Annotated in this window: 19 protein-coding genes and 1 tRNA gene; 10 read left to right on the top strand and 10 right to left on the bottom strand. The window is 61.9% G+C overall.

From position 1 onward, the window contains the following. Positions 1–6: 6 nt before the first annotated feature. Positions 7–1,842, top strand: a complete 1,836-nt coding sequence (locus TZ00_RS02890; protein ID WP_084605872.1) for an alpha-amylase family protein — start codon at positions 7–9, stop codon at positions 1,840–1,842. A gap of 41 nt (positions 1,843–1,883) precedes the next feature. Here the strand turns inward: TZ00_RS02890 and TZ00_RS02885 are convergent, their stop codons facing one another. The 6 genes from TZ00_RS02885 to TZ00_RS02860 form a co-directional block, all read right to left on the bottom strand. After that, on the bottom strand, positions 1,884–2,168 hold the full coding sequence (locus tag TZ00_RS02885) for a hypothetical protein (RefSeq protein ID WP_052521223.1): 285 nt from the start codon (positions 2,166–2,168) through the stop codon (positions 1,884–1,886). Positions 2,169–2,233: 65 nt separating this feature from the next. Further along, positions 2,234–3,298, bottom strand: coding sequence for a glycoside hydrolase family 130 protein (locus TZ00_RS02880; RefSeq protein ID WP_044439048.1), 1,065 nt, complete (start codon positions 3,296–3,298; stop codon positions 2,234–2,236). Positions 3,299–3,300: 2 nt separating this feature from the next. Continuing rightward, entirely contained in the window at positions 3,301–4,134 is an 834-nt protein-coding gene (locus TZ00_RS02875) for a carbohydrate ABC transporter permease (RefSeq protein ID WP_044439046.1), read from the bottom strand. Then, on the bottom strand, positions 4,134–5,054 hold the full coding sequence (locus TZ00_RS02870; protein WP_044439044.1) for a carbohydrate ABC transporter permease: 921 nt from the start codon (positions 5,052–5,054) through the stop codon (positions 4,134–4,136). Before TZ00_RS02870 ends, TZ00_RS02875 begins: the two co-directional genes overlap by 1 nt. A gap of 11 nt (positions 5,055–5,065) precedes the next feature. Beyond that, positions 5,066–6,346 carry an extracellular solute-binding protein gene (locus TZ00_RS02865; protein WP_044439043.1) on the bottom strand — a complete coding sequence of 427 codons (1,281 nt, stop codon included), beginning with the start codon at positions 6,344–6,346 and terminating at the stop codon, positions 5,066–5,068. After that, on the bottom strand, positions 6,343–7,395 hold the full coding sequence (locus TZ00_RS02860) for a LacI family DNA-binding transcriptional regulator (RefSeq protein WP_044439042.1): 1,053 nt from the start codon (positions 7,393–7,395) through the stop codon (positions 6,343–6,345). The genes TZ00_RS02865 and TZ00_RS02860 overlap by 4 nt, the downstream gene beginning before the upstream one ends. Positions 7,396–7,515: 120 nt before the next feature. Between TZ00_RS02860 and TZ00_RS02855 the strand changes: the two genes are divergently transcribed. Next, positions 7,516–7,589, top strand: a tRNA-Leu gene (locus TZ00_RS02855). A 442-nt stretch (positions 7,590–8,031) separates the two neighbouring features. Here the strand turns inward: TZ00_RS02855 and TZ00_RS02850 are convergent. After that, positions 8,032–8,805: a PHP domain-containing protein gene (locus TZ00_RS02850; protein ID WP_084605871.1), complete on the bottom strand. Its 774-nt coding sequence runs from the start codon at positions 8,803–8,805 to the stop codon at positions 8,032–8,034. Positions 8,806–9,757: 952 nt separating this feature from the next. Between TZ00_RS02850 and TZ00_RS19580 the strand changes: the two genes are divergently transcribed. After that, positions 9,758–10,534, top strand: coding sequence for a hypothetical protein (locus TZ00_RS19580; RefSeq protein ID WP_161793721.1), 777 nt, complete (start codon positions 9,758–9,760; stop codon positions 10,532–10,534). A gap of 9 nt (positions 10,535–10,543) precedes the next feature. Here the strand turns inward: TZ00_RS19580 and TZ00_RS02835 are convergent, their stop codons facing one another. Beyond that, positions 10,544–11,056: a hypothetical protein gene (locus tag TZ00_RS02835; protein ID WP_152631061.1), complete on the bottom strand. Its 513-nt coding sequence runs from the start codon at positions 11,054–11,056 to the stop codon at positions 10,544–10,546. A 234-nt stretch (positions 11,057–11,290) separates the two neighbouring features. On the opposite strand from TZ00_RS02835, the gene TZ00_RS19575 reads away from it, so the two are divergent. After that, positions 11,291–11,515 carry an antitoxin VbhA family protein gene (locus tag TZ00_RS19575; RefSeq protein ID WP_152631060.1) on the top strand — a complete coding sequence of 75 codons (225 nt, stop codon included), beginning with the start codon at positions 11,291–11,293 and terminating at the stop codon, positions 11,513–11,515. Between the two features lie 500 nt (positions 11,516–12,015). Here the strand turns inward: TZ00_RS19575 and TZ00_RS02830 are convergent, their stop codons facing one another. Further along, the gene (locus TZ00_RS02830) at positions 12,016–15,075 is read right to left on the bottom strand and encodes an AAA family ATPase (protein WP_052521222.1); all 3,060 of its coding nucleotides are present in this window, start codon (positions 15,073–15,075) and stop codon (positions 12,016–12,018) included. Positions 15,076–15,509: 434 nt separating this feature from the next. On the opposite strand from TZ00_RS02830, the gene TZ00_RS02825 reads away from it, so the two are divergent. The 6 genes from TZ00_RS02825 (at position 15,510) to TZ00_RS02800 (ending at position 22,346) form a co-directional block, all read left to right on the top strand. Next, positions 15,510–16,448 carry a hypothetical protein gene (locus TZ00_RS02825; RefSeq protein WP_044439032.1) on the top strand — a complete coding sequence of 313 codons (939 nt, stop codon included), beginning with the start codon at positions 15,510–15,512 and terminating at the stop codon, positions 16,446–16,448. After that, positions 16,445–16,816 (top strand): recombinase family protein, encoded by a 372-nt coding sequence (locus tag TZ00_RS20475; RefSeq protein WP_052521221.1) that lies wholly within the window; start codon positions 16,445–16,447, stop codon positions 16,814–16,816. Before TZ00_RS02825 ends, TZ00_RS20475 begins: the two co-directional genes overlap by 4 nt. Further along, complete coding sequence (locus tag TZ00_RS02815; RefSeq protein WP_044439030.1) at positions 16,809–19,964, top strand: tetratricopeptide repeat protein; 3,156 nt, start codon at positions 16,809–16,811, stop codon at positions 19,962–19,964. Before TZ00_RS20475 ends, TZ00_RS02815 begins: the two co-directional genes overlap by 8 nt. 76 nt (positions 19,965–20,040) lie before the next feature. Then, complete coding sequence (locus TZ00_RS02810) at positions 20,041–20,358, top strand: hypothetical protein (protein WP_238579549.1); 318 nt, start codon at positions 20,041–20,043, stop codon at positions 20,356–20,358. 841 nt (positions 20,359–21,199) lie between these two features. Beyond that, a complete protein-coding gene (locus tag TZ00_RS19885; RefSeq protein ID WP_161793720.1) occupies positions 21,200–21,970 on the top strand; it encodes a M48 family metalloprotease in 771 nt (256 codons plus the stop codon). A 4-nt stretch (positions 21,971–21,974) separates the two neighbouring features. Beyond that, positions 21,975–22,346 carry a hypothetical protein gene (locus TZ00_RS02800; RefSeq protein WP_044439025.1) on the top strand — a complete coding sequence of 124 codons (372 nt, stop codon included), beginning with the start codon at positions 21,975–21,977 and terminating at the stop codon, positions 22,344–22,346. A gap of 179 nt (positions 22,347–22,525) precedes the next feature. On the opposite strand, the gene TZ00_RS02795 is transcribed toward TZ00_RS02800, so the two are convergent. Further along, on the bottom strand, positions 22,526–23,677 hold the full coding sequence (locus TZ00_RS02795; RefSeq protein ID WP_152631058.1) for a hypothetical protein: 1,152 nt from the start codon (positions 23,675–23,677) through the stop codon (positions 22,526–22,528). Positions 23,678–23,800 lie beyond the last annotated feature (123 nt).

Below are 23,800 nucleotides of genomic sequence, written 5' to 3'. Positions count from 1 at the left end.
GAGACGATGACGACAGGGCACGAGCGGGAGTTCCAGCGGCGACTGGATGCTGAGTTTCCTCGACTCGAATCTCTCTTCACCCGCATCTACGGCGACTCGCCTGTGGTCGCCGAGCATCTCGCATCCCTCGTTCGTGAGCTGACCGAGTCGTGGCAGGCGCGCCCGGCCGATCTGCGTCGGCTCGACGAGAAGCGCGACGCCGAACCCGACTGGTTTCTGTCGAACCGCATGCTGGGAGGCGTTTGCTATGTCGATCTGTATGCCGGGGATCTCTCGGGAATCCGCGATCGCATCCCGTATTTCGTCGAGCTCGGCCTCACCTATCTGCACCTGATGCCCCTGTTCCTCGCGCCGAGCGAGAACTCCGATGGCGGCTATGCAGTATCGAGCTATCGGCAGGTCAATCCGTCGCTCGGCACCATGCGGCAGCTCACCGAGCTCGCGGCCGAGCTGCGCAGCCACGGCATCTCGCTGGTGATCGACTTCATCTTCAATCACACCTCGAACGAGCACGAGTGGGCGCAGAAGGCGCTCGCCCGCGATCCGCACTACGAGGACTTCTACTGGATCTTCCCCGACCGCGAGATGCCGGATGCGTACGAGCAGACGGTGCGCGAGATCTTCCCCGATGACCATCCCGGATCGTTCGTGCAGATTCACGACGGCCGATGGGTCTGGGCGACGTTCCACTCGTTCCAGTGGGATCTGAACTACTCGAACCCCGCGGTCTTCCGCGCGATGGCAGGGGAGCTGCTCTTTCTGGCGAACGCCGGTGTCGACGTGGTGCGTATGGATGCCGTGGCCTTCATCTGGAAGAAGCTGGGCACCACCAGCGAGAACCTGCCCGAGGCGCATCTGCTGCTGCAGGCGTTCAACGCCGTGTGCCGCATTGCCGCTCCTTCGCTGCTGTTCAAATCCGAGGCAATCGTGCACCCCGACGAGGTCGCTCAGTACATCTCTGTCGAGGAGTGCCAGCTCAGCTACAACCCTCTGCAGATGGCGCTTATCTGGAACTCGCTCGCGACCCGTGAGGTGGGTCTTCTGTCGCAGGCGCTCGAGCGCCGGCACGCCATCGCTCCGGGAACCGCGTGGGTGAACTACGTACGCAGCCACGACGACATCGGTTGGACCTTCGCCGACGAGGACGCCCGCGAGCTAGGCATCGACGGCTTCGACCACCGCCGCTTTCTCAACGCGTTCTACGTCAATCGTTTCGACGGCAGCTTCGCGCGCGGGGTCGCGTTTCAGGAGAACCCGAAGACCGGGGATGCGCGTGTGTCGGGCACAACGGCATCCCTCGCCGGGCTCGAGGCGGGCGACCCTGAGGCGATCTATCGCATCGTGCTGGCGCACTCGATCGTTCTGAGCACGGGCGGAATCCCGCTGCTCTACCTCGGAGACGAGGTGGGGCAGCTGAACGACTACGGCCAGCTCGACGTGCCCGGCCAAGCCGATGACAGCCGGTGGGTTGGTCGGCCCCGTTACCCCGCCTCGCGCTATGCCTCACGATTGGATGCGACGACGGATGCCGGGGGCATCTTCATGAGGCTGCGTCACCTGATCGCCGTGCGGCAGGCCACGCCGGAGTTCGCCGGGGGAGACCTCACGATCTTCCACAGCAACAACCCGCATGTGCTGGGCTATCAGCGCACGGGGACCTTCTATGGGGTGCCGTCGACGGTCGTGGTGCTCGCGAACTTCTCAGACATCGCGCAGACGGTCACGCAGGAGACCCTCGCGGGGCTGCCGCCGACTGCTGACGACTTGGTCACGGCCAGCACCGTCGATCTGTGGACCGATCTCGTGCTGGAGCCGCACCAGTTCCTCTGGCTGCGCCTCTGACGCCTGCGCCGGGCACCCCCGCAGCCCGAATCTCGATCGGACTACTGCGGGGGCAACGTAATTGTGATCTTTCCGGAGGAGAGGTCTCGGTCACCGGGTGTTGGCGCTGGGGCGGGCAACTCTAGCTGCGCCTCCCAGATCTGGTGTGCTTGATAGGCCCCGGGATGAAATATCTCGTCGAAGCTGCCGATCACGCCTGATTTGACGCTCTGGCGTTGTCGTTTCTTCTCGCCCTTGACGAGCCACGGGATCGAGAGGAACCAGATCGCGACGGGTGCGCCTATCAGGCAGGCGATGACGAGAATGAGGATGGAGTTTTCGTCCATTTCGTCAGTCTAAGACGCTCAACGTGTTTCCCACAGAGCGTGGACACCAAGCTTGGCGACGCCGCTCAGCGCCTGTCGAGTCGCGCCACTCCGATCTTCGAGTCGGCCATGCCGTAGAAGACGAAGCGCTGGCCGTCGATCGTCTCGATCGCCGTGGGGAAGACAACGTTCGGCACGATGCCGCTGCGCTCGTCCTCCGTCTCTGCGAAGAGCAGAGGCTCCGGGCTGCGCGCGATCACCTTCGTGGGGTCGTCGCCGTCGAGGATCATGCCGCCCGCGGCGTAGTTGACCTTCTGCTGCTGGGCGAAGGCGCTGTTGATCACGCCGGTCACGCCGTGGTGCAGGATGAGCCAGCCCTCATCGACCCGAACGGGCGGAGGGCCTCCGCCGATTTTGACGGCCTCGAAGGGAAACTCTGGGCCGGCCAGGAAGCGGTGCTGCCCCCACCGCACGAGTGTGCGCGGGTCTGCCAATACCTCGGCCAACGGGATGAAGCTGATCCAGATGCTCTGCCGATCGTCGGGCACGCTCTTCGGCACGCGGATTCCCTCTCCCGGCTTGGTCTCTCCGAGATCCCACATCGGGCGATGCAGCACGGCGAGGCTCTCCGTGCCGTCGGGAGCGGTCACCGGCTCAGGGAAGAAGACCGTGTCCTTATTGTGAAAGAGGTTCAGGTCCACATCGAGGGAGTCGTCGTAGTCGAAGAGCGCAGGCCCCAGGCGAGTCCATTCGCGAAGATCCGCCGAGGTCGCGATCGCGGTGCGGGGGCCGAGCGGCCCGTACGCGACGTAGGTCATCACGTGCAGTCCGAGGGCGGGGATGAAGGTCACCCGCGGGTCCTCGACGCCGGCGTTGTGGGCGCCGCGCTCCCAGCCGCGATCGGGCTCGAGCACGACGCCCTCGCGCTCGACGCCGACGGGCACACCGTTCTCGATCACCACGCGGGCGAGGCCCACGCGGCTCACATTGCCGGTCGCCACGAGACGCGGAAGCAGATGCAGCGCTCCATCGGGAGTGTGTCCGCTGCCGGGATTGAGGACTCCCTCGGCTTCGAGATCGTTGCCTTGCTCGGGCGTCATGATGACGCCGACCCGGGTGAGCTCGTAGGGGAACGGGGTGCTGGTGTGCATGGTCATCCTTTCACTCCCGAGCCGATGTCGGTCGAGATGAAGTAGCGCTGGAACACGATGAACAGAACGACGACGGGCCCCGCGAGCACGGCGGCACCCGCGAGGGTGGCGCCGAACGGATTGGCGGCCGTGGCGGCGACGTTCGAGATGTAGTTGGCGAGCGAGACGGCGAGTGGCTGGAGACCGGCCTCCTTCGTGATCAGGAACGGCCAGAGGAACTCGTTCCACGGGCCGATGAAGGTGAGCAGCACAACCGTGATGAGGGCCGGGCGCACGAGGGGAAGAGCGATGCGGCGCAGCACGGCGAATTCGCCGGCCCCGTCGATGCGAGCCGCTTCGAAGAGTTCTTTCGGCAGCTGCAGGAAGTACTGCCGGAAGATGATCACCGCCGTCGAATTGATGGCGAACGGCAGGATCATGCCCAGGTAGTTGTCGCTCAGCCCGTAGTCGCGAGCGATCAGAACGTAGAGCGGCACCATCAGGAGCTGGAACGGTACCACCTGCACGAGCAGCGCCAGCGCGAACGTCACGCCGCGGCCACGCCACTGCAGCACCGCCAGCGCGTAGCCGACAAGCACACCGAAGACGAGGGTGCCGAGCAGAACTCCGCCGGTGAAGATGCCCGAGTTGAGCAGCCCCTGGAAGAGATTGATGCGGTCGTTGATGGCGGTGTAGTTCTCGCCCGTGATGTTCGCCGGATTCGGGAATGCGCCCGCGATCGTGGGGTCGGGAGCGGTCTGCAGCGATCCGATGATCATGTAGTAGAACGGGAACAGGAACGCGACCGCGCCGATGAAGAGCACGACGCCCCGGAGGATCTTCTGGAATCTCGACATCAGTCTCGTCCTCCCGCGAAGCGGTTCTGCAACAGTGCGATCACAAGCACCAGAATGACGAGCACAACGCCGATGGCCGCGGCGACATCGGGTTGGCCCTGTTGCAGACCCTTCTGGTACATGATGAGCACGGGTGAGGCCGAGGCCCCGTCCGGCCCGCCGCCGCCGGTCAGCAGATACGGCTCGGTGAAGAGATTCGCACCCGTCACGGTCGAGACGAGCAGCACGAGCACGGTGGCCGGACGAACGCCCGGCACGGTCACCGAGAAGAAACTTCGGATGGGGCCCGCGCCGTCGGTCGATGCCGACTCGTAGAGCTCTTTGGGAATGCCCTGAAGAGCCGCGAGGTAGAGCAGGATGTAGAAGCCGAGCTGCTTCCACGTGACGAAGAACGCGATCGTGGGCATCGCCCAGGTCGAGTTGATCAGCCACGATGGATCGGGGGCGAGTGGCCCTAGCACCGTGTTCACGAGGCCGTCGCCGTTGAACAGGAACAGCCAGATCGCCACGACCGCGACGCTCGCGGTGACGTAGGGCACGTAGTAGGCGACCCGAAGGAACGTGCGGAAATGCACGATGCGGTTCAGGCCCGAGGCCAGCAGGAGTGACAGCACCACGGTCAGCGGAACGTTGATGAGCAGAAAGATGCCCACGTTGCCGAACGAGCGGATGACCGCTGGATCCTGGAACGCCGTCAGATAGTTGGTCAGGCCCACGAACGGCCGATCCGCCTCAAAGCCAGGGGCCGTGAAGAAGAAGTCGTGGAACGAGATCCAGACGGAGTAGATGAGCGGATAGGCGAACACCGCGATCACGAACACCAGGTAGGGGGCGCTGAACAGCAGTCCGAGCGGGTTGCGGCCCAGGATGCGTCGGGTGCGGCTGACAGGGCGGGGCGGGTTCTCGATGAGTGTGGTCATGATCGTCTCCCTTATGGCTGCTTCGCGATTTCGTCGATCTTGGCCGCCGCATCCGCCAGCGCCTGACTCACGTCTTTGCCGCCGAAGATCACCGATTGCGACCACTCGTCACGGAACGCCTGGAGCATCTGCACCGTGTTGGCGCCGGCGGGAACGTCGACGGTTCGGGCGGCCTGGTCGCCGAATTCGGCATAGGCGGGGTTGGCCGCGAAGTAGTCGGGGAAGGTGTCGAGGAGATTCGCGCGCAACGGCATCTGCCCGGTGGTCTCAAGCAGCTTCTGGTCCTGCTCGAGGCTGGTCGAGAACTTCGCAACGTCCCACGCCGTTCCCTGGTTCACGCACGCGGTGTAGAAACCGATGTTCTTCGCGTCGCTGAACGTGTATGTCTCGTCGGCCGGGATGCCGTCCTTGGTAGGGACCGGCACGGAGCCCCAGTTCACGCCGTCGTAGACCGACACCGCCCACGGACCAACGATCGCCATGGCCGCCTTGCCGTCGGCGAACGCGTCGCCCGTGTACTTCTCCTGCCCGGCGAGTCCCTCGGCGTAGAGTGTCGACCAGAATTCGCCGACGTCGTCGCCGGCCTTGTCGTCAAAGGTCGCCTTGCCATCCTCCACGACCAGCTTCCCGCCGGTCTGCGCGGCGTACAGGGGGTAGAAGTCGAATTGCATCTGGAAGAACTCGCTCGTCGGCGCCGGCCAGATCGCGAAGTCGGCGCCGCCCTTCTCGACGACGGTCTTTGCTGCGGCGAGGAAGCCGGCATAGGTCGACAGCTGGGGATCGTCGGGATCGAGCCCGGCCTTTTTGAAGATGTCCTTGTTGTAGAAGATCACAACGGGGTTCGACTTCCATGGGATCTGGAAGTAGTCGCCGTGGGCGTTCTGATACTGCGTCGACAGCGCACCGGACCGCTGCTCGATGTACTCCGCGCCGTCCGGCAGTGACGAGATGTCGATGAGCCCGCCCGCCTTCTCGAACTGGCCGACCGCGCTCGGGGCGGTGTTGTAGATCAGGCACGGTGCGTTTCCTGCCGTGATGGCCGCGCCGATGACCTCCTCGCTCGACCTGCCCGCGGGGATCTCCTGACCGGTGACCTTCTCGTCGGGATGCTCGGCGTTCCACGCCTCGACCATCTGCTTGCCCCACGCAACTTCTTGTTCGTTGTTCGAGTACCAGATCGTGATGGGCCCGTGTTTGTCGGGCGAACCGCCCGAGCCTGCCCGTGAACACGCCGTCAGCGCCAACGCCGCGACGATCAGCGCGGCCGCGGCCACAGCTTGTCTCTTCTTCATCGATGTCTCCTGTCTGCGGTCGGCTCCGACGGCGCCGTCGCCGTGGATGCCCTGACCACCAGCTGTGCGGGCGGCAGCTCGATGTCGGCCACCTCTTCGCCCTCGACCAGCCGAAGCAGGGCGTCGGCGGCCGTGAATCCCCAGCCCCGCGCATCCGTCGCCACCGTCGTGAGCGCTGGTTCGATGTATCGACCGATCGCCGAGTCGTCGAAGCCGACGATCGACAGGTCTCGCGGAACGTCGAGACCGGCGCGTCGGGCGACTCCGAGACCAGCGATCGCCATCGCGTCGTTGGCGTAGACGATCGCGGTCGGCCTCTTGGCACGATCGAGCAGCTCCGCCGTTGCGCGCGCTCCATCGGCGGCGCTGAAGTCGGTCTCGATGACAGTCGGAGTCGCGAGGTTCGACGACGCGATGGCGTGCAGGAACGATGCCTTGCGTCGGGCGGCGTGCAGCAGACGGTCCGGGCCCGCGACGTGGGCGATGCGTGTGTGGCCCAGGCCGACGAGGTGCCGCACGGCGTCGTGGATGGCCGGGGCGTCGTCGAGGGTGACAGCGGGAATGGCGCTGGCGTCGACGTCGGTGCGGCCCAGCGAGATCGCACGCAGGCCGATCTCGCGGAGGAGGGGAACGCGCGAATCGGCAGATCTGAGGTCGGTGAGGATCACGCCGTCGACGCGGCGCTCGGCCGCCAGCCGGCGGTAGGTGGCCTCTTCGAGGTGCTCGTCGCCCACTACGCTCAGAACGAGCGATTGGCCGCGAGGGGCCAGCACCTGTTCGACGCCCGAGATAAAGGAGGGGAAGAAGGAGTCGTCTGCGATGATCTCGGGATCGCGCGCGATCACGAGTCCCACGGCGAATGACACGTTGGAGCTGAGCGAGCGTGCCCGCACGCTGGGGGACCAGCCGAGTTCGTCGGCCACGGCGAGAATGCGCGCGCGGCTCTCGGGGGAGACCCCAGGGCGATCGTTGAGCGCGAACGACACGAGGCCCTTGCTGACCCCGGCGGCGCGGGCCACGTCGGCGATCGTCGGGCGGGATGCCTTCATCGCGATCTCCTCATCGAGTCGGTGGCCCGGCTTACTCGAAGACTAAACCGGTTTAGAGACAAGCTAGACCTGTTCGGCGCCCCGGTCAAGGGAGGGTTCGGTAGTCTCGAGGGTGCGCGGGCCCCCATAGCCCAATCGGCAGAGGCAGACGACTTAAAATCGTTTCAGTCAGGGTTCGAGTCCCTGTGGGGGTACATTTGCCGGTCAGCGCGCATCGGCTATCTGGCGGGGATCTGGCTGCCAATGTTGCGGAGGGTGAGGCGTCTCGTATTCCTAGGGTTACGAGACACCAAGGATGCGATGTCGGGATCGATCAGTCGAGGCAGCCTCGATGCTGAAGGTATGTTGCTCATGTGACCCTCTTTGACCGAGTGCGCCTTGCTCTGCTCAAGGGTGAGGACCACCGCCTCCATAATCAGATTGCCGGGGGCTATGCGAAGGGCAAGTACGAAGCAAAGGCGCGAAGGCGTCAGCAGGAAGTCCGTCGTGAGATTCGACGGCTCGAGAGTAGTTAGGCTCCTCCAATCGTCAGAGCTGGTTCGGTAGGACGTATTTCATTCCGACTCCGGACGCCGCGATTCAGCGCACGAAACGGATTCGATCGGAACCCCGAAATGGCCCTCGTGAACTTCGCCCTTACTTGGTCAGGCGTCGCCAACGTCGATCTGTAACCAACTGCCCGTTTACGAGGTCTGCGAGATATTTGCGCGCTGATACCTCGTGGTCGCGCAGAGGCTCTGCCTCTCGGGCGTCGATGCTGTACGGGCCCGCTTCTTGGGCCGTGTAGGCGAACACATCAAGTTTGTATTCGAATGATTCCAGCGCTTCCTGCCAGGTTGCGAAAGCTGTCGCAACTTCGGCTGATGCGTATGCGCTCACGAGAGCACGCGCTCTGACGCGGGCTGTTCGATCAGGCTTGTCGGTTCTTCGATGTGGCATGTCCGTCACGTAATCGTCTACGTCGGAGTCGGCGCAAAGCATGACCGTGGCGACAGGTCGGCCGTCGGAAAAGACGAACGACGGCAGACGGCCTGCAGGAATTGCAGCTGACCTATTCGCCGTGCCCGAGAGGACGTGCCGGCCTCGCTTGGGGGAGTGGGCGGCGCTGATCAACCGCGACAGGCCAGCCCAGCCGGCCCCGTCGTTCCGGCCGTGAGCAAGCACCGTGATACTCGACGAGCGGGCGTCCGTCGTGGCGTCGTCCACCTGCAGTTCGACGCCCACAATGGGGTTTACGGCCGAGTCGATGCACTGCCGGATGTGTCTGACGGCCCCATAGAGGCCGTCTCGGTCTGTGATTGCCGCAGACTGAGCGCCCGCCGCGGCTGCGAGATCGACGAGCTCTGCAGGGCCACCGGTGCCATGGTGAACCGAGAACGACGACGCCACATGCAAATGTGTGAACGTCACCGCGGAGACACCTCATCCAGAGCCCAGCCGCACTCACCTCGGCAGACGTCGACCAGCAGGACCGCACCCGAAATGCTCTGCACCTCGACCCGGTACACCAGGGGCTCGAGCAACCCAGCCGAGGAGCCCCTCGGGGCGCGAACCGACTCAGCCCACCAGGAATTCCGAGCGATCCACCGCTGCGGCTTACGGATCACCACGAAAGTCTCGCCGCCCCACACAAGCGACGTCGGGCTGCCGTCACCGGTCGTCGCTACAACCACCAACGCCACCGCACCCACCGCCTTAATCGAACGTGTGTTCGAATCTAGGTCAGGACCCCCGACACTACAATCTGAAACGGCGTGTCGGATGGGCAATCAATTCGGACTGATCCTCGGATTGCTCGTCACTGAGAGAGGGTGGCTTTTTCAATCGTCGTCCACCAAGAGATCTCCACTGCTTGAGTCAGTGAGATCGACATGCAAAAACGGGGAGGCATCCGAGGTTAGAAACCCGGATGCCTCCCCGCCCGCTGCGTACTTACTTGTTGCGCTTAGGTGCGTGAGCATGTCGATGCGTTCTCATTTAGGGCTGAAACGCTTTGGAATTTGCACGGTTGTAGTTTGACAATCGCTTTTGCCGGGCAGGGAACCTTTCCACGAGGTACTCCCCACTGCCCTGGGTCAGTGTGTCGGTATCCTCGCGATCGTGACCGGCAGAGTCGTTCAAGTCGTTGGTTCCAGAGCTGCCCGATCGTGCGAATCAGAGCGTCCAGCAGGAACCGACAAAGCGACCTGCTTTAGGCCGCCGAGATCAGGTATTCAGACTGAGTTTCGTTCGCTATTTAGTGAGCATTATGTATCTTCTTGAAAGTAGTTGACGTAGGTGGGCGAATTCGCGGAAGGTGGCTTCCATAACAAACACTGAGCGCAAGGAGGCGATCGTTGTGAAGAGGAAAATACTGGTCACTATGGCAGCGGGGAGCGTGTTGATCTTCGGCCTGGCTACGCCCGCGGCGGCGGCACCAATATCTCAGGCGTCGGGAGAAGAAGTTGGCATGGCTTCATGTGCTTCAGAGGCGCGGCAAGTGGTATCAGGAGAAGGTGTCGAGCCGACTGCCGGTTACGACTACGCGTGTGTCGCTGGATCGGTGACCGTTACCGTCGACCCTGGTACTCAGAATGAACGCAGGCTCACCAACGGCGAGACCGCGGCCACTGACCAGGAACCGTCGGAGGCGCAGCGCGCCGTCGGCCTAAATTGTGACCCGGCGACACCACCAAATCGTCGCGTCGTCTCTGAACTGGATGCGTTTGCTCAATTTTGTATTTTCTACGGACAAGTTGATCACCCTCAAAATGGAACCTGGACAAGAAGCATCTGGGTCACATGGCACCAGTATCCCGGTTGGAATTCGGCACAAAGTCAGATAAACACCCAATCCAACGAGGGTGCGCCTGAACTTTCCGGCACCGTGTCCTCGCGTCGTCAAAATGGAATTTTCCCACCAACGGTGATTTCGTCTTCTCTTTGGAGTAACAACGGCAACATGACCACAACTGGGTGGGTGGTCGGGGGGCTTACAACGGGCGGTTCACACTCGCTGGCCATAAACGACATGAACGTGACAGATTTTTCGAAGGGGTTCAGCCTGGGCCTTGACGACGAGATCTCCAGCCTACGATTTACTTGCGACAGCGAATTAGAGCGGTGCTTCTACCCGAACAGTCAAGAGGCGCCACTATAAGCGCTCGCTTCAGTTCGGCTCGATATCTTCGTAGCGACATGCTTCTGTCGGGGTATCGAGCCGAACGGCGAGACCGCGCACGGTGTCGATAGTCAGAGTTCCTTGCACTGCTGCATCCGCAGAATGTTCAAGCGTGAGGACGATAAATTCGTCATCTCTAATTCCGTCGACGATCGTGTAAGCGTCGTTCTTGCGCCCCCAGATGCTGAGCGCAAGGGGAAAGGCAAGACGCACCGGTAGGGGTTCGAAGGTGAGGAAGTCCACGCTGTACTCAGTGAGCTCACCGCCGACGACGAGGCGTCGTGATTCGCCGTCAAATTCGTCCAGCCGTCCTGACGACGAGTCAACGAGACTGTAGGACAGCTTGCGTGGACGTGCGTCAAGTGTCGACTCCCGCTCCGCTTCGAATCCGTTCCGGTGGATAGCACGCGCGGTGAAGTTCGGGCGCGTCCTCCAGGACATCAGGATAGATATGGCGTCGACAATGACACCGACTTCATTTGTTGAGGTTCGCTGGTTCATGCTTCCCGGTCGATCTGTGTGCGACGAATTAAGTGCGCGGCCTCGGAAGAGGACGGCGGTTGTGGTGCTTACTTTCCACGAGCACGGATGCTTTACCACAGTACACAGGCAACATGATCCGCCTCGATAACCGATCCTCCATCGAACTACTAACAGCGCCATTGATATACCCCGCCTAACTGGCGTCTTCTTTCACGCGACGACATGGTCCACTGGAAGAAGGAGGTGCCCCACATGGCTGGATTCGACGTCGTAACAACGTGGCCTGAGTTATTCAAAGATCTCGATGATGGACAGCAAGAAACCGTCCGTCAAGTCTTCGCGACGGAGCATGTGTCTGGCTGGGAGCCAGATCGCGCCGCTGTTGCTGATCTTGTCGCCTTCACTCTCGGTCACATCGACTTCGACGCATATCTGAGCCGCTCTGCCGACCGCGCGGCCGTCGAACTTGCAAGCTGATCCGGCGCGATCCGGGCCCAGACAGCGGGCCGATCATAGGTCCGTTTGGTTCCAGATCTGGCGGACCGGGCGTTAATTCATTGCTGTTCGTTGAGGCCCCCAGAAGGTGTTGTCACGAAGCTGATGGCCCGAGGCACCACTACCCCGGGATTCGGTGCTCATGCTAGCGGCCCTCCGTCGGCGTCTCGGACGGGATCGTTCGACGAGAAACTGGCACGGGCGCGCTGCGATGGTGCGCTATCGAGGGCGACGCGTCTGGGTCTCAGTAGCGTGTGGTGGCCATTCCGACAGTGTCCGTGAGGGGATCTAACGGGCACCTGCGTGGCACTTCCTGAGTGTTCGCGTGTCTCGTAACCTAAGTGCCTCGAAACACATGCGATTCAAGACAGTTCCGATAGCCACCGCGGCACCCAGCGATCACAGGACATCGCCACCCACCGTTCATGTCCGCGCACTCTGACTTTGGAAAGACGAAGATCGCTGAGCGTTCGTTGTGCTGGCTAGAACATGCCGGTGGTCGGGTTGTTGTCTTTGGTCGGAATGTAGGCCGGTTGCGGTGCCGGTGCCAGGCGCCTTTCGGTGCGTCTTTGAGCCCTGGCCGCTTCTCGTTGTGCAGCCTCGTCTGACAGCTGGTCGACGGGGAGCTGATCGCGCAGGGCTGCCTCGAGGCGAAGCTGCTCGAGCTTGGCCTTGCGGGCTTCGATATTGGCGATCGCGGAGCGGTTGGTGCTCTGGTCCTCGGGATCATAGAATCCGGCCGTGCGATTGGCGATGCTCAGGTTTCTGGCGAGGCTCGCTTCGGTGGCTGCGATCTTCCCTGCGAGGTCTCGCTCGTGGCCGAACGGTCGGGCGAAGCGATCGGTCCAGGCTGCAACCGTTCGGTCGGCAGGCTTCGCGGCCACGGACACCTCGTGCTCAACTGCCACTTTCGACTCCTCGAGTGTGTTCTCAATGCGCCCACGCACGATCGCCTCAGCGAGCTCCACGCGAGCTTTCTCGTCGCTCGAGGCGGCGACGACAACCTCGTTGGCGCGCTTGCCTCGAGTCATACCGACGTAGAGGCCGGCGCCGGTCACACCAGGCCCGGTGATCGCGACGTCGACGGTCGTGCCCTGGATGCCGTGAGCGGTCGACGCGTACGCGAGATGAGCGGAGTCCGCCAGGTACTCGGCGTCGAGCGTGACGACCTCGTTGCCCAGCTCGCCCTCTCTCATAGCCCGGATCGATCCATCACGCTTGACGGAGAGGATCGTCCAGTCGTCACGGTTGGCCACGCCGGCTTCGCGATCGTTCTTCCTGGTCTGGATCCGGTCACCGACCATGAGGTGCTGGTCGTGCTGGCCGAGCGCCGCGCGACCTAACTCGAGCTGACCCCGCTCGATACGGAGGCGCTGGATCTCGTCGTTGATCGCCTGAGCTTCTTCGTTGGTCGACGTCGTGATCGCGATCGACTGCCCGAGACCGTGAGCGGTGAACCACCGGTCGACCAGAGTGTCACGGGCGGCCCGGTCATCGTCCACTCGCACGATGAGGTTGCGCTCGGCGAGCTCGTCAACCACGGCGGTCGCGTCGACGAGATCCTTCGGGTCACGCAGACGCAGGGAGAGCGCCGCGTACTCGACATCCGAGTTGCCGGCCGCCGTCCGGAACCGGTGAACGGCGGACAGCTCAGCGGTCGCCGGGGCGAGGCGGTGAGCGAGAGCCATGGCACCCGAGTGACCGACCGGGTTGAGCTGGAGGTGGTCACCGACCATGGCGATACCGGCACCCGTGGACGCAGCAACATGGGCGACGGCGCGCGCCGTGTAGAGATCCATCATCCCGGCTTCGTCGACCACGATCCGGTCACCCGGGCGCAGAACGGACTCCTCCGGGACACCGCGGTAGATCGCCCCGGTGGTCGGGTCGGTGTCGCCCGGGTTCAGCTTCGTCCACTGCTCGCCCTCGGCCGTTGTCTGCCACCGCCACCCGTATGCACGGATCAGAGCGTGAACGCTCGACGAGTCACCACCGATCGCCTCGCCGGCCACGTTGGCCGCCTTCTTCGACGGAGCGACGACCAGCAGCCGCCGGCCCTGCTCGTCGAGTGACCGCTTCACGACCTGGACGATGGTCGTCTTGCCCGTTCCTGCAGGACCGGTCACGGTCACCAGGCCGGCCTGACCAGCAATGAGCTGCGCCGCTTTGAGCTGACCGGCGTCCAGCGGGTTCTCGCTCACCCGGGCGGCGATCGCTCCCACCACGTCGACCGGAACCTCGGGACCATCGACAGCCAAGCCAGCAAGCTCGGCCTCGAGGTCGAGCTTGACCTGCACGGTCGCGGTTGAGCGGAGCGACTTCACATGAGCGGGCACATACTCGGCGTCCGACAAGCTGATCGTGTGAGCGCCCACCGCCCGCTCGGTCACATCCTCGAGCAGCTCGTCCAGGGTTGAGCGCTCAGCGACCACACCGGACGCGGCGACCATGTACGCCGCTCCCGCTCGGAGGTCGAACAGACTGAACCGGTCATTTGAACGGGCCGACCGGGCGTCCGCCCAGGCGACAGCCTGAGCGGCAAGACGGTCACGGTCAAGATCCGCCACGGTCACCCGCTCATTCATCGTGGGCTTGAGCCGCCCATCTTTGAGCCGCTTCCCGAGCTTCGGATCCAGACCAGCAATCTCATCTCTGACCTGCTGCGCCCACGTGAGCTCGTCCAGATCGCCCGGCTTGTTTGGGCGATCCTTCGCCCACGCCCACGCATCAAACGCCGCAACGTCCTGCGGCGACGGCTCACGATCAGGATTGAGCGCCCGCCACTCGGCCTCACGTGCTGAGCGGTTCGCCTCGATCTGGTTTGACCGGCGGCTCATGGGCCGGACCAGGTGAGCGAGCTCGGTGATCTCGCCCTGAGCGTTGAGCGTCAGACCGTTGTCGTTGAGCGCCGCGATCCACTCAGGATCCGTGCGAGCGGCCAGCTCACCCTCACCATTCACGATGGGCTGGAACTTCATCATCACCGCAGAGTCGACATTCGACCACTTGCCGTCGGCGCCCTGCACCTTGGCGTTGAGCCACAGGTGCCGATGTGAGTGCGGATCCAGAGAACGTGAGCGCTCATGGTTCAACTCAACGACCTCCACCCGCGCCAGGGACTCCATAACCTTGGACCCGGCACCGCGGCGAGCGTTGAGCTCCGTCTGCCACTTCACCACAACACGGTCACGCAGCCGGTCCTGCAGACGACTGAACTCGAGCGCGAGCTCCGGGTTCAGCATCGCCGCGATCGAGAACGACTTCGGAGTGTTGATCGTGGAATCGAAGATCAGGTTAGCCTTCTCCGACATGTCGGCCCGACCATGCGTCTCGTCCGTAAGCGGGTCGCGACCATCGATCCAGGCACGCAGTTTCGACGCAGTGAGAGTGTCCCCGCTGATCTGCCCATCCTCGACGGTCCACCTAGTCACCGTGTCGCCGGCATAGTGCGCAGCAGACTCCACAGCCTCGTGCGCAGTGTGCGCATGGGCCTGTGACGCGTCACAGGTGCCCTCGAATGCATAGGCGACGGCGGATTCCACACCGCGGCTCCCAGAGCCTCTACGCCAGACCCGCACCCCGCGTCGCATGGCGCTTAGCTAACCTCTACCGGCAATAGAGCATACGTGCATTGAACTATTAATTTGTAACTTTTCCCCCTTCACCATCTCGCCACTCACGCGCTCTCTAACATGCCCATCACCCACCCGCTCCCCGTTCCTCTCATCCATCCAGTCCCCACCCGCTCAGAAAGTTCTCCCTTCCCGGAGTGCCGCTCCCCGAGGGGGAGCGGTGCGACGGGTCGAGAAGCGGACGACGACGAAAAGCTACCTGGCTGCGGCTTAGCCGATCCGAGCGACAAATTGCTTTCGAACTCGACGCGATCGCGATGCATGACCTGCTGGCAAGGATGCCTCGTGTGGCAGAATTTTGGAGGACAACTGGAGGAGACGGCTGAGCCAGTACACTGTCGCGCATGAACGAGATCAGCCAGCAGGTCCGGGACGCGATCCTGGCCGCTCGAGCTGGCGATTACATCCAACGCCAGGCCGACGAGGACGCGGAGGAGGCGGCCCAGGGCAGGATCGTTGGTCTGCTGAACGGGTGGCGCAACGCAATGGCGGACCGTGACGGAGCGATGGCAAGAAATGACGGCTCGGATCTCCGGCTCGACGAGTTGCGAGTGCCTAAGCTTGCGATAAATCGCCGCAGCTCCGAGACGCGCGATCATCCACCAGAGCACGTCACCGCTCCTGAGCAGGCAGACCACGCGATCGGGACTTACCACAATCTGATGATGGGGCTTGATGCCATGGTGGTCGACGACGATCGCGCAGGTATCAAGCTCCATCTCACCTCCGAATACGTCATCGTCCGAGCACTCATCGAAGCCGCAACCACAGCCCTTTGGATCCTTGGACCGGACGATAGTGACACCCGTGTCGAGCGTGCCCTACGTCTCCGCCACGACGAACTCATGTACTCGAAGAACCTCGCGAAGAACTACGCGAGGTATTCCCACGCCCTGAATGGTGACGAGTACCGTGCGCAAGAGAAGTACGTAGCCGGTCAGGTATCCGATCTGAAGACGCTCACCGCGGACGCGGGCCTCGATTTTGCCAGGGTGATCGCCAAACTCAGCCCATCCACGATCGCCGCGGAGGGCGGCGTCTACGTGCCCGAGCTCGGGGGAGCGATGACGTACTGGTATTGGTCAACCGCCAGCTCACTTGCACACGGCGAACCTAGCAATACGCGCACTCTCTCCGACATGAAGCTGATCGGCGTCGACCACCGAAACGCGCCCATCGCGCACGTCGAGCCGAGCGCCACGAGCATTCTTCAGCATCTCGAAGCCGCCCACGCGCTTATTACCAAAGCGCACCAACTTTGGAACGAGCGGGCCCGCGCGTGAAACAACAGGCAAATGACGTCTCGAGGATTCTTCGCTCCTACAAAACCGCGGCGGTGGAGATTGAGGTGCGCGAGCAGTCGATCGAGACAAAGACTCCTGATGGGCGGATGTTCCTCACCATCCTCGCCGCTGTCGCCCAGTTCGAGCGTGACCTCATTGTCGCGAGAACCAAGGATGGCTTGGCTGCAGCCCGCGCCCGCGGGCGAACCGGCGGTCGCCGCCCAAAGCTGTCTCCTCGCAAAGCCATCGATATGCGAGAACGATACGAGCGCGGCGAGACAGTCCAAAGCTTGGCGGAATTCTTCGCCGTGAGCAGACCCACGATCCATCGAGCGATCACGTGGGTTGAGGAGGTTTCCAATGAGTGATCCGGCATCGGGGGTCGCGATTAACTTGGCGAGTGGGGGAATAGGCTCCCTTCTCCACCGTGGCTGGCGCGCGCTCTCCTTCGACTGGCGCGCGGCCAAGTGGGTCGTCAGGAGAGCTCGGGCTCGAGGCCTCACCGTTCATCTGAAGCCGCTCAAGATCATGCTTGCCGACGGATCGATACGCAGAGCCCTCGAGGCTGGCGACGACGTTTCGCTGGCCACGGTTCGTGACCGGCTGAAGGACGTGCCGATCCGCACGTTGGACGGAGAGGACGCTGGAGTTGACGTGTTGCTTAATCTCGTGCGGCTCGGCTATCTCGGGGCGAGTGAACTGAACGAGGCTGTTGTCACCCACCACATACAAGTCATTTCACAGCTCTCATCGATGGAACAAGCAGTCGCTGATGGGGCGAGCGATGCCGCTACCTTTCGGTTCAACCTTCAAAAGATCAGCCCGATTCTCGGTGAGGACGTTGCGCGCCTGAGAGAGCAGCAACCGGCGGTGATCGAAAGGCTGATAGCTGAACTAGTGCGTGCCATGGATCGTTCGCAGCTGCTCAGCGACTGGTCGACGACGCGGCCCGACTGGCTCACGCGGGCAGCGGGCATCGATGGTTGGCTTGGGGAGGCCGCGATGGATGTCGACGCGAAATCCGCCGCCGTCGCGTGGTTTGATTCCGCTATCGCGCAGGGTGCGACACCGCGGGGCTACTGGAAAGTGCGCCGCATGTGGGCTGCAGAGATACGCGACGACGAGGTCGCGCTGGCATACCTGGCAGATGTGAGTGACTACCCACTGGTGCAAGGGATAATGCAGGCGAATTCGTCGACGGATCGAATCGGACACCTTGAGGCCTGGCACCCGTCGACGTCCTCACAAGAATCCCTTCGGGCAACCCTGCTCGCTCAGTTCGCCAGAGACGAAGATCGACTCGACGAAGCCATTCGGATGGGCCGAGAAGCCTTCGAGACTCACAATCGGGTCGGGGCCGGGCTGGTCGCCGTCGAGTGCCTGATCCGACGAAGCGCGGTCGCCGATCATCGGTTCCATGCGAGCGATCTCAGCGACGCGTTAACGTTGGCGCTACGGATTCGCGATGCTCGACGCAGGTGGGGATCTTCGAGCGGCGTTGCCGTGGCACATGCGATGCGGGCATACATGCTCCTAATGGATCCGGAGCGCGCCTGGGCGCTTTCTCAAGAGGAACCTGACGGTGAAGCGACCGCAGTTGAAGCCCGACATCCCGACGTGCGAGACGCGTCGGTGATCCTTATGGCCGAGCGTGGATCCGTGGAAATGGCGCTTGACCAACTTGACGACTCGTTCAGCGAGGCCTCGCATCTGCAGGTTGAGGCGCGGGAGGCCGAGTTGCTCCTCGACGAGGAACGGGCACGAGAGCTCTGGTCACGCGCGATCGCAGCCACCGACGACTGGAATGACAAAGCATCGCTGTGTTTTCGTCAGGCAACCAGGGGCTACCTCGATCCATTCGTCGAAGAGCTGCGCGTGGGAAACCCCGAGATTGCCGGCGAGCTGGACCTAGTGGCCGGGCTCTTCGCAGAGGCGCCCGGCGCTGAAGGCCGTGCCCAGTCGGCAGCCGTGACCAATCCACGTCTTGCCCACGCACTAGTGATGTTCTTCGGCCAGAAGGGTCGTCACATCGACGTCATATCGGCCTCGGAGCGCGCAGCCCAAACCTGGGGAGACGCGGACGACTGGTTGCGAGCCGCTAAGTCCCATCAATTGCTCGGCCACTTGCACGAGGCAATAGACCGCGCAGGAAAGGCGCTTCAGGCCGGCGGACCTCGTTGGGGAGATCAATTCGCCGCCTACGTCGTACAAACAGAGTGCGCGTTTCAGCTCGATGATTGGGCCTCAGCGGCGCTCAGTGCAACTTCGATGCTGACGCTGCGACCTAGTTCGTCGTCGGCCCGCTGGGCACTAGTGCTCATTCGCTACAACGCTGGTGATGAAGACGAGGCCTACAGGGTCTGGGCCGCAGGAAACCCCGGGCCCAAACCATCCAGTGAAGCTGAGGCGTCCGTGTGGCTGAGTCTGTTCCGGCTGCACGGCTCGGAGATGGCAACTCTGGCCGAACTGCAGCAAATAGCTACCGACTTTGCCGGAAGTGAGCAGATCAGGAATCTTGCCATTGGTGCGGTCACTATGGCGCCGATCACTGAAGACTCGAGCTCCGTCAACCTCGCCACTCTTTTCGAACAATATGAGAACGACTTCCCCGAGGGCAACGCGTTCTTCAGGATCACGGTCGACACTGAGGATCGTGACACGCTGATCGCACAGCTCGATGCGGCAGTGGGCGGCCCTCGCGACACGACGGCCATCGATACTGGTCTTCGGAACGGGACCTTGCCGGTGGGATTGGCCGCGCAAGTTGCTCATCGCTTCTACGCCGAAGGACTGATGCTGTGCAGGCGAGCACCGCGCTTCGCTGGCCCGCTGGCGGGAGTCGACGAACTGGCTGCCATCGCGGCGGCGGTTGGAAGCACAGTTGTTGTAGATACGACTGCGCTGCTCACCATGGCCCTGCTCCCTGACGACGCAGCAAACCTGCTGGCGGGCCGATTTGTGCTGCGATCGACGTCGCAGCAACTTCTTGATGCCAACGCTTCACGCGAATCGCTGTCACGTGAGGCGGGAGGGCAGTTCATTCCAAGCTCGACTGAGCGCGGCGCCGAGTTCGTTCCTGACGATCCGGTCGAGCGAGAAGCGCTTCGCGGAATTTCCCAGACGCTCGTCGAGTGGTTCAGGCGCACCGAACGCGTCTCCAACCGGCATCAAGATTCCGAGCTGATTGTGGCGCTGGGACAAGCTGCGGGACCTTGGACTTCGGCTGCCGACCTCGCGATCAAGCAGGGGCTCGCCTTCTGGTGTGACGATGCAGCTACGCGACGCATCGTCAGTGCGGCAGGTGTTCCGACGTTTGGAACACCTGCTGTGGTCGAGCAGGCACGCATCGCGGGCATCGCGGACGGCGCGCTTGCTGATTCGATCGATGCTGCTTTGATCCATCGATGGAGCGTCGGAGTCGTTTATCGGGCACCGGCGTATCAACTTGCACTCGATCTCGATGGGGGGGGCTGCGCACGGCATTGCTGCCGCTATCCGCTTCGGAGGTCCGATTGACGCGCCCGGCAAGCTGAGCCTCATGCTCAGCGCCATGGGACGAACGAGCGATCGACCCGAAGAGTTGCAACGCTGGATGTACCTCGCCACCGAGTATCTCTCCGAGGTCACTAGTGACAGTGATGCCGCGCACAGCAATAGGGTCATCTTGCTTCGCACCCTGCTGGCCGCGCCGTGGATGACGGCCGCAACCCTTCCCTTTGTCATCGTGGCGATGAAGGCGGCAGTACCAGACACTTGGCGTGAAGCCTTCCGAGCGGCATTTCAGCTCGTCTTCAAGACCCTCGTCGACGACTATGGGTTTGACATCGCAGGCAGCTTTGGGCTGTCGCTTATCGCCAACCTTGAGGAACCCGACCGATTGGTTGCCGTGTCGGTCATCATCGAGCGGTAGCCCCCTAGGAGCTGGATTCTCCATGAGCTGCAGGTCGCGAGAGAAATCTTTGATCAGGGGCTTGATCGGGGGAGTGGCCCGGGTATCACTCGCTCGTACTCTCATTAAATATTCCGCAAATTGACTAACTTCTTTTTGGCATAAGAAACGCTACCGGCTGGCCTAGCTAGGGTCGCCATCGGCTCAACCGTCAGGAGACGTAATGGTCGAGATGATTTACGAACATGATGACCGCAGTGTCGCGTAGTGTCGCGGTGTGACCTCCCTCCCGAGCCCAGCGGCCCGTACGATGGCGCAGCGCCGCCGTGACTTGGTGTACTTAGATCGCTCCAAGACGATCAAGCTCTTGGAAAGTAGTGATTGGGGCCGCGCTCACCTGACGGCGACAGAGCATCAACTTCGGCCTGGCATGACGCGGGAGCAGAGCGCGAACTGGGCAATGGAGGAACAATGGAGACTTGCTCTTGCTGCTTCCGCAACAGTTCAGATGTCGGGCATTGAGCGCACGCTGGACGGATTGGAAGTTGTCTTCCTACCGCGGGAAGAGGTTTCCGCGTCGTGCGAGGTCTTCCCAGATGGATCAGGGCTAGTGTCGGTTTCCGACGCTCTCAGCACCCTTGTCTGGCGCCTCGCTACTTTCAACTCAAAATGGAGGGGCGGGACTGGTTTGCGCTCACGCCTCGGACGACGGCGTAAAGTCCGAGCGGCCCTGGTGAGCCCCGAAGAAGTAGCGAGTACGCCTGAGATTCAGGCGGCGATCGCAGCTCTACGGTACTCAACTCAACACATCCGCGTCTGGGGAATGTCGGCCGCAATCGGACTCCGTAAAGAGAGTGCGGGTATGCGAGACGGCATTTTTGCTGGAATGTTTGTGCACGCTCACGAAATTGGCCATTTCATTCTGGGACACGACCTGCCGGCTAAGAGCCGCAGGTCGCCAGCCGCGCTTGAGTTGGAGGCGGATGAGTTCGCAGTCAAAGCATTGCTCGGCCACTTCGGAAGTGTCGATCGGGTCATGGTCGGCTCAGCGGCAATTGTGGCGCTCTGTGCCATGCAAGTCTGGGAATCAGCGGCGCTTGTTAGAGATATCCGCACCCACCCACCGTTACTGAAGCGGTGGCAAGCAATCGCACAGCTGCTGGGTCCCGTCAGCGCTGAAGCAGAAGCGCACACTTTTGCAGCTCGGGTGATGTCAGCGACGGCTGCAACGCCAGGTTCCATCCCACCAGATTTTTGGGACGCGCTCCGAGCAGACGCCGCTTACGACATTGTGCACGGACTTCCCTATTTACTAATGGTGCAGGGGTTTGACACATCCGAGTCTCTTTCCATGGAGGAACGCGACGATCTGATTAACACGCTAGCTAGCGCTTCACCGATGTTCGTTGACGGATGGAAGGCTTTTCGCGACCACGGGTGGCACTCTGGCTACGACGCATGGGGCATTGACCCAGCTGGACTTCTCGAATATCAGAAGTCATTGAGTTACCTACAGATAATAAACAAGGTCGCAGCATCGCCGGCTTGGGGAGCGACGGAAGATGTTTTTCGTCGAACTTGTGCTTTGCTCGCTATACCCGCTCGCTTAGACGATCTGAGACCGATATCTTGAGCGTGTGACTCCAATTGACTTAGAAGACAATGCGCTCACGCCGGAGGCGTTGACGTGGATTAGGTCCGCTTCCGAGGATCAGCTCCTGAGCGTTGCCGGCAGTATTTTGATTGGGGACGGTCGAGGCTTCGGCGGCCGCGATGACGAACAGAATCGCCACTTTGCGAGCGAGTGGATCGAGGCGCGACTCGAGGCGCTTCGACCAGTGCTGTGTACCAACAATCTAATCCAGGGCCTCGGCGGCGAATTAACGAACGACATTCTGACACTGGTTCCGTTGCTCGCAACTCATCTGGACGGAAACGCTTTGCTTACTGCGATTGTTGCTTGCATTGTTCTCCGACGTGGACTGGCACAGTTCTGCGCTCCGGGATAGCGCTCCCGTGAGGCCTCATACGCGTCAGCGTCATGCTCGCGCTGACATCCGGTTGCCGGCGAGGCCCCAGCCCTGAATCGACTATCCACAAAGTGCATACACATCAACATTGGTTCGACAGATTCATCCACCGCGATCCCATCAACAAATGCCACAAGACCATGACGGGTCGCGGAGTCTCAGCGCGCAGCCGGTCTGGTTGCTTCGACGATTGTTGCGAGCAAGCCGTCGCGGGTTTCCCCGCCAAGCAAGAGCGTAAGGAGCGATTTCAGATCGGCGAAGTTCATCGGGTCAGGGTGGGCAGCTCGGTTGCGGTAATTGCGTGTCATGGCCAAAAGGTCAGAGGCAAGGAGGAACTGTAAGTATTCCGGGTCCGATAGCCGCCCAATGAAGTCAGCGAATTTAACGGCTGTCGGAGGCAACGCGCTGATATCGGCAGTGTTGAGATGAATAATCTGCGAGGCAAATGTTCCTAGCTCGAGCGGACGTGAATTCCTTCTAGTCGCGAAATCTCGAAGTTTATTCAGTCTGCCGTCTGAGGAGGCTGGAATAGATTCAGCTGAGTTCAGGATGGCTCTGCGGAAAGGCTCCTGCAGGCGCTCGACGATGACATCCTCCAGGGCCTTGCTAAGAGCTATGACGCCCGGCGAGGTTTCAAGTGAGACGCTAGACGGTCCGTCAAAACCGTCGAATGCAACGAAGCCAGTGAGCAGAAATGCGCGAGCGTTTTCGGACAACTCTTTCCATACGCGAGCACCTACCCTCTCTTTGAGAGCGAGTTCCAAGATCGGGAAGCTCGCTTTTTCGGGAATAAAACCTGACACCCCAGAACCTAGTTGTAAGAAGCGATCACTATCTGAGAGGTACGGGTTACTCTTCACTGCCGTGATCCGATCATCCATGGAAAGCAACAAGGGCTGCTGCGATTGCGCGAGAGACTTCGCTAGTTCAAAGACGAGGACCTCACCCTCGCCCTCGAAATACGTATGCGATTCAATCGAAACCGAACTGGGGGCTCGACTAAAGAATCTACGGGCCGTGTCAGGGGCTGAGTACGCGGCATCGTCTTTAGCATTTCGCATCACCACAAGAGCGCCGCTGCCCACCAAGCTATAGTGCGAACGCGTAACGTACACCACGGCGCTACAACGAGCATTCCAATCCGTCTCCTCACGTCGCCATCGTTTTGCCAAAGGTTCGTAGACCAATGAGTCTTCAGGATCCTCACCGACTACGAATTTTCGGCTCGTGAAGAAGCCGCTTACTTTGTCTCGCAATTGCGCGAATGGCTCGGTCGAATAGATCGTCTGAACAACTTTGTAACTACCCATGGTTCGAGGCTACTGACGAAGTGAAGCGGTCAATGGAATTCCGCTAATGCAAGTGAATGAGCGCCGAGACAAGTTTGTGTTTGGCGACGGCATCGATCAGTGTCGCCGACCGCACTGCGTTCG

The organism is Agreia bicolorata, from assembly GCF_000938265.1.
GTDB classification, from domain to species: domain Bacteria; phylum Actinomycetota; class Actinomycetes; order Actinomycetales; family Microbacteriaceae; genus Agreia; species Agreia bicolorata.
Note: the sequence above shows the minus strand (reverse complement) of the source record. Positions and strands in the feature narration are given on the sequence as shown.

What these genes read in the sequence shown, in the direction of transcription:
- TZ00_RS02880 (WP_044439048.1), bottom strand. Translation starts at nt 3,298, where the DNA reads ATGCACACCAGCACCCCGTTCCCCTACGAGCTCACCCGGGTCGGCGTC.
- TZ00_RS19885 (WP_161793720.1), top strand. Translation starts at nt 21,200, where the DNA reads ATGCGAGACGGCATTTTTGCTGGAATGTTTGTGCACGCTCACGAAATT.
- TZ00_RS02810 (WP_238579549.1), top strand. Translation starts at nt 20,041, where the DNA reads ATGTACCTCGCCACCGAGTATCTCTCCGAGGTCACTAGTGACAGTGAT.
- TZ00_RS02875 (WP_044439046.1), bottom strand. Translation starts at nt 4,134, where the DNA reads ATGTCGAGATTCCAGAAGATCCTCCGGGGCGTCGTGCTCTTCATCGGC.
- TZ00_RS02825 (WP_044439032.1), top strand. Translation starts at nt 15,510, where the DNA reads ATGAACGAGATCAGCCAGCAGGTCCGGGACGCGATCCTGGCCGCTCGA.
- TZ00_RS02815 (WP_044439030.1), top strand. Translation starts at nt 16,809, where the DNA reads ATGAGTGATCCGGCATCGGGGGTCGCGATTAACTTGGCGAGTGGGGGA.
- TZ00_RS19580 (WP_161793721.1), top strand. Translation starts at nt 9,758, where the DNA reads ATGGCAGCGGGGAGCGTGTTGATCTTCGGCCTGGCTACGCCCGCGGCG.
- TZ00_RS02885 (WP_052521223.1), bottom strand. Translation starts at nt 2,168, where the DNA reads ATGGACGAAAACTCCATCCTCATTCTCGTCATCGCCTGCCTGATAGGC.
- TZ00_RS02860 (WP_044439042.1), bottom strand. Translation starts at nt 7,395, where the DNA reads ATGAAGGCATCCCGCCCGACGATCGCCGACGTGGCCCGCGCCGCCGGG.
- TZ00_RS02865 (WP_044439043.1), bottom strand. Translation starts at nt 6,346, where the DNA reads ATGAAGAAGAGACAAGCTGTGGCCGCGGCCGCGCTGATCGTCGCGGCG.
- TZ00_RS02870 (WP_044439044.1), bottom strand. Translation starts at nt 5,054, where the DNA reads ATGACCACACTCATCGAGAACCCGCCCCGCCCTGTCAGCCGCACCCGA.
- TZ00_RS02890 (WP_084605872.1), top strand. Translation starts at nt 7, where the DNA reads ATGACGACAGGGCACGAGCGGGAGTTCCAGCGGCGACTGGATGCTGAG.
- TZ00_RS19575 (WP_152631060.1), top strand. Translation starts at nt 11,291, where the DNA reads ATGGCTGGATTCGACGTCGTAACAACGTGGCCTGAGTTATTCAAAGAT.
- TZ00_RS02835 (WP_152631061.1), bottom strand. Translation starts at nt 11,056, where the DNA reads ATGAACCAGCGAACCTCAACAAATGAAGTCGGTGTCATTGTCGACGCC.
- TZ00_RS02795 (WP_152631058.1), bottom strand. Translation starts at nt 23,677, where the DNA reads ATGGGTAGTTACAAAGTTGTTCAGACGATCTATTCGACCGAGCCATTC.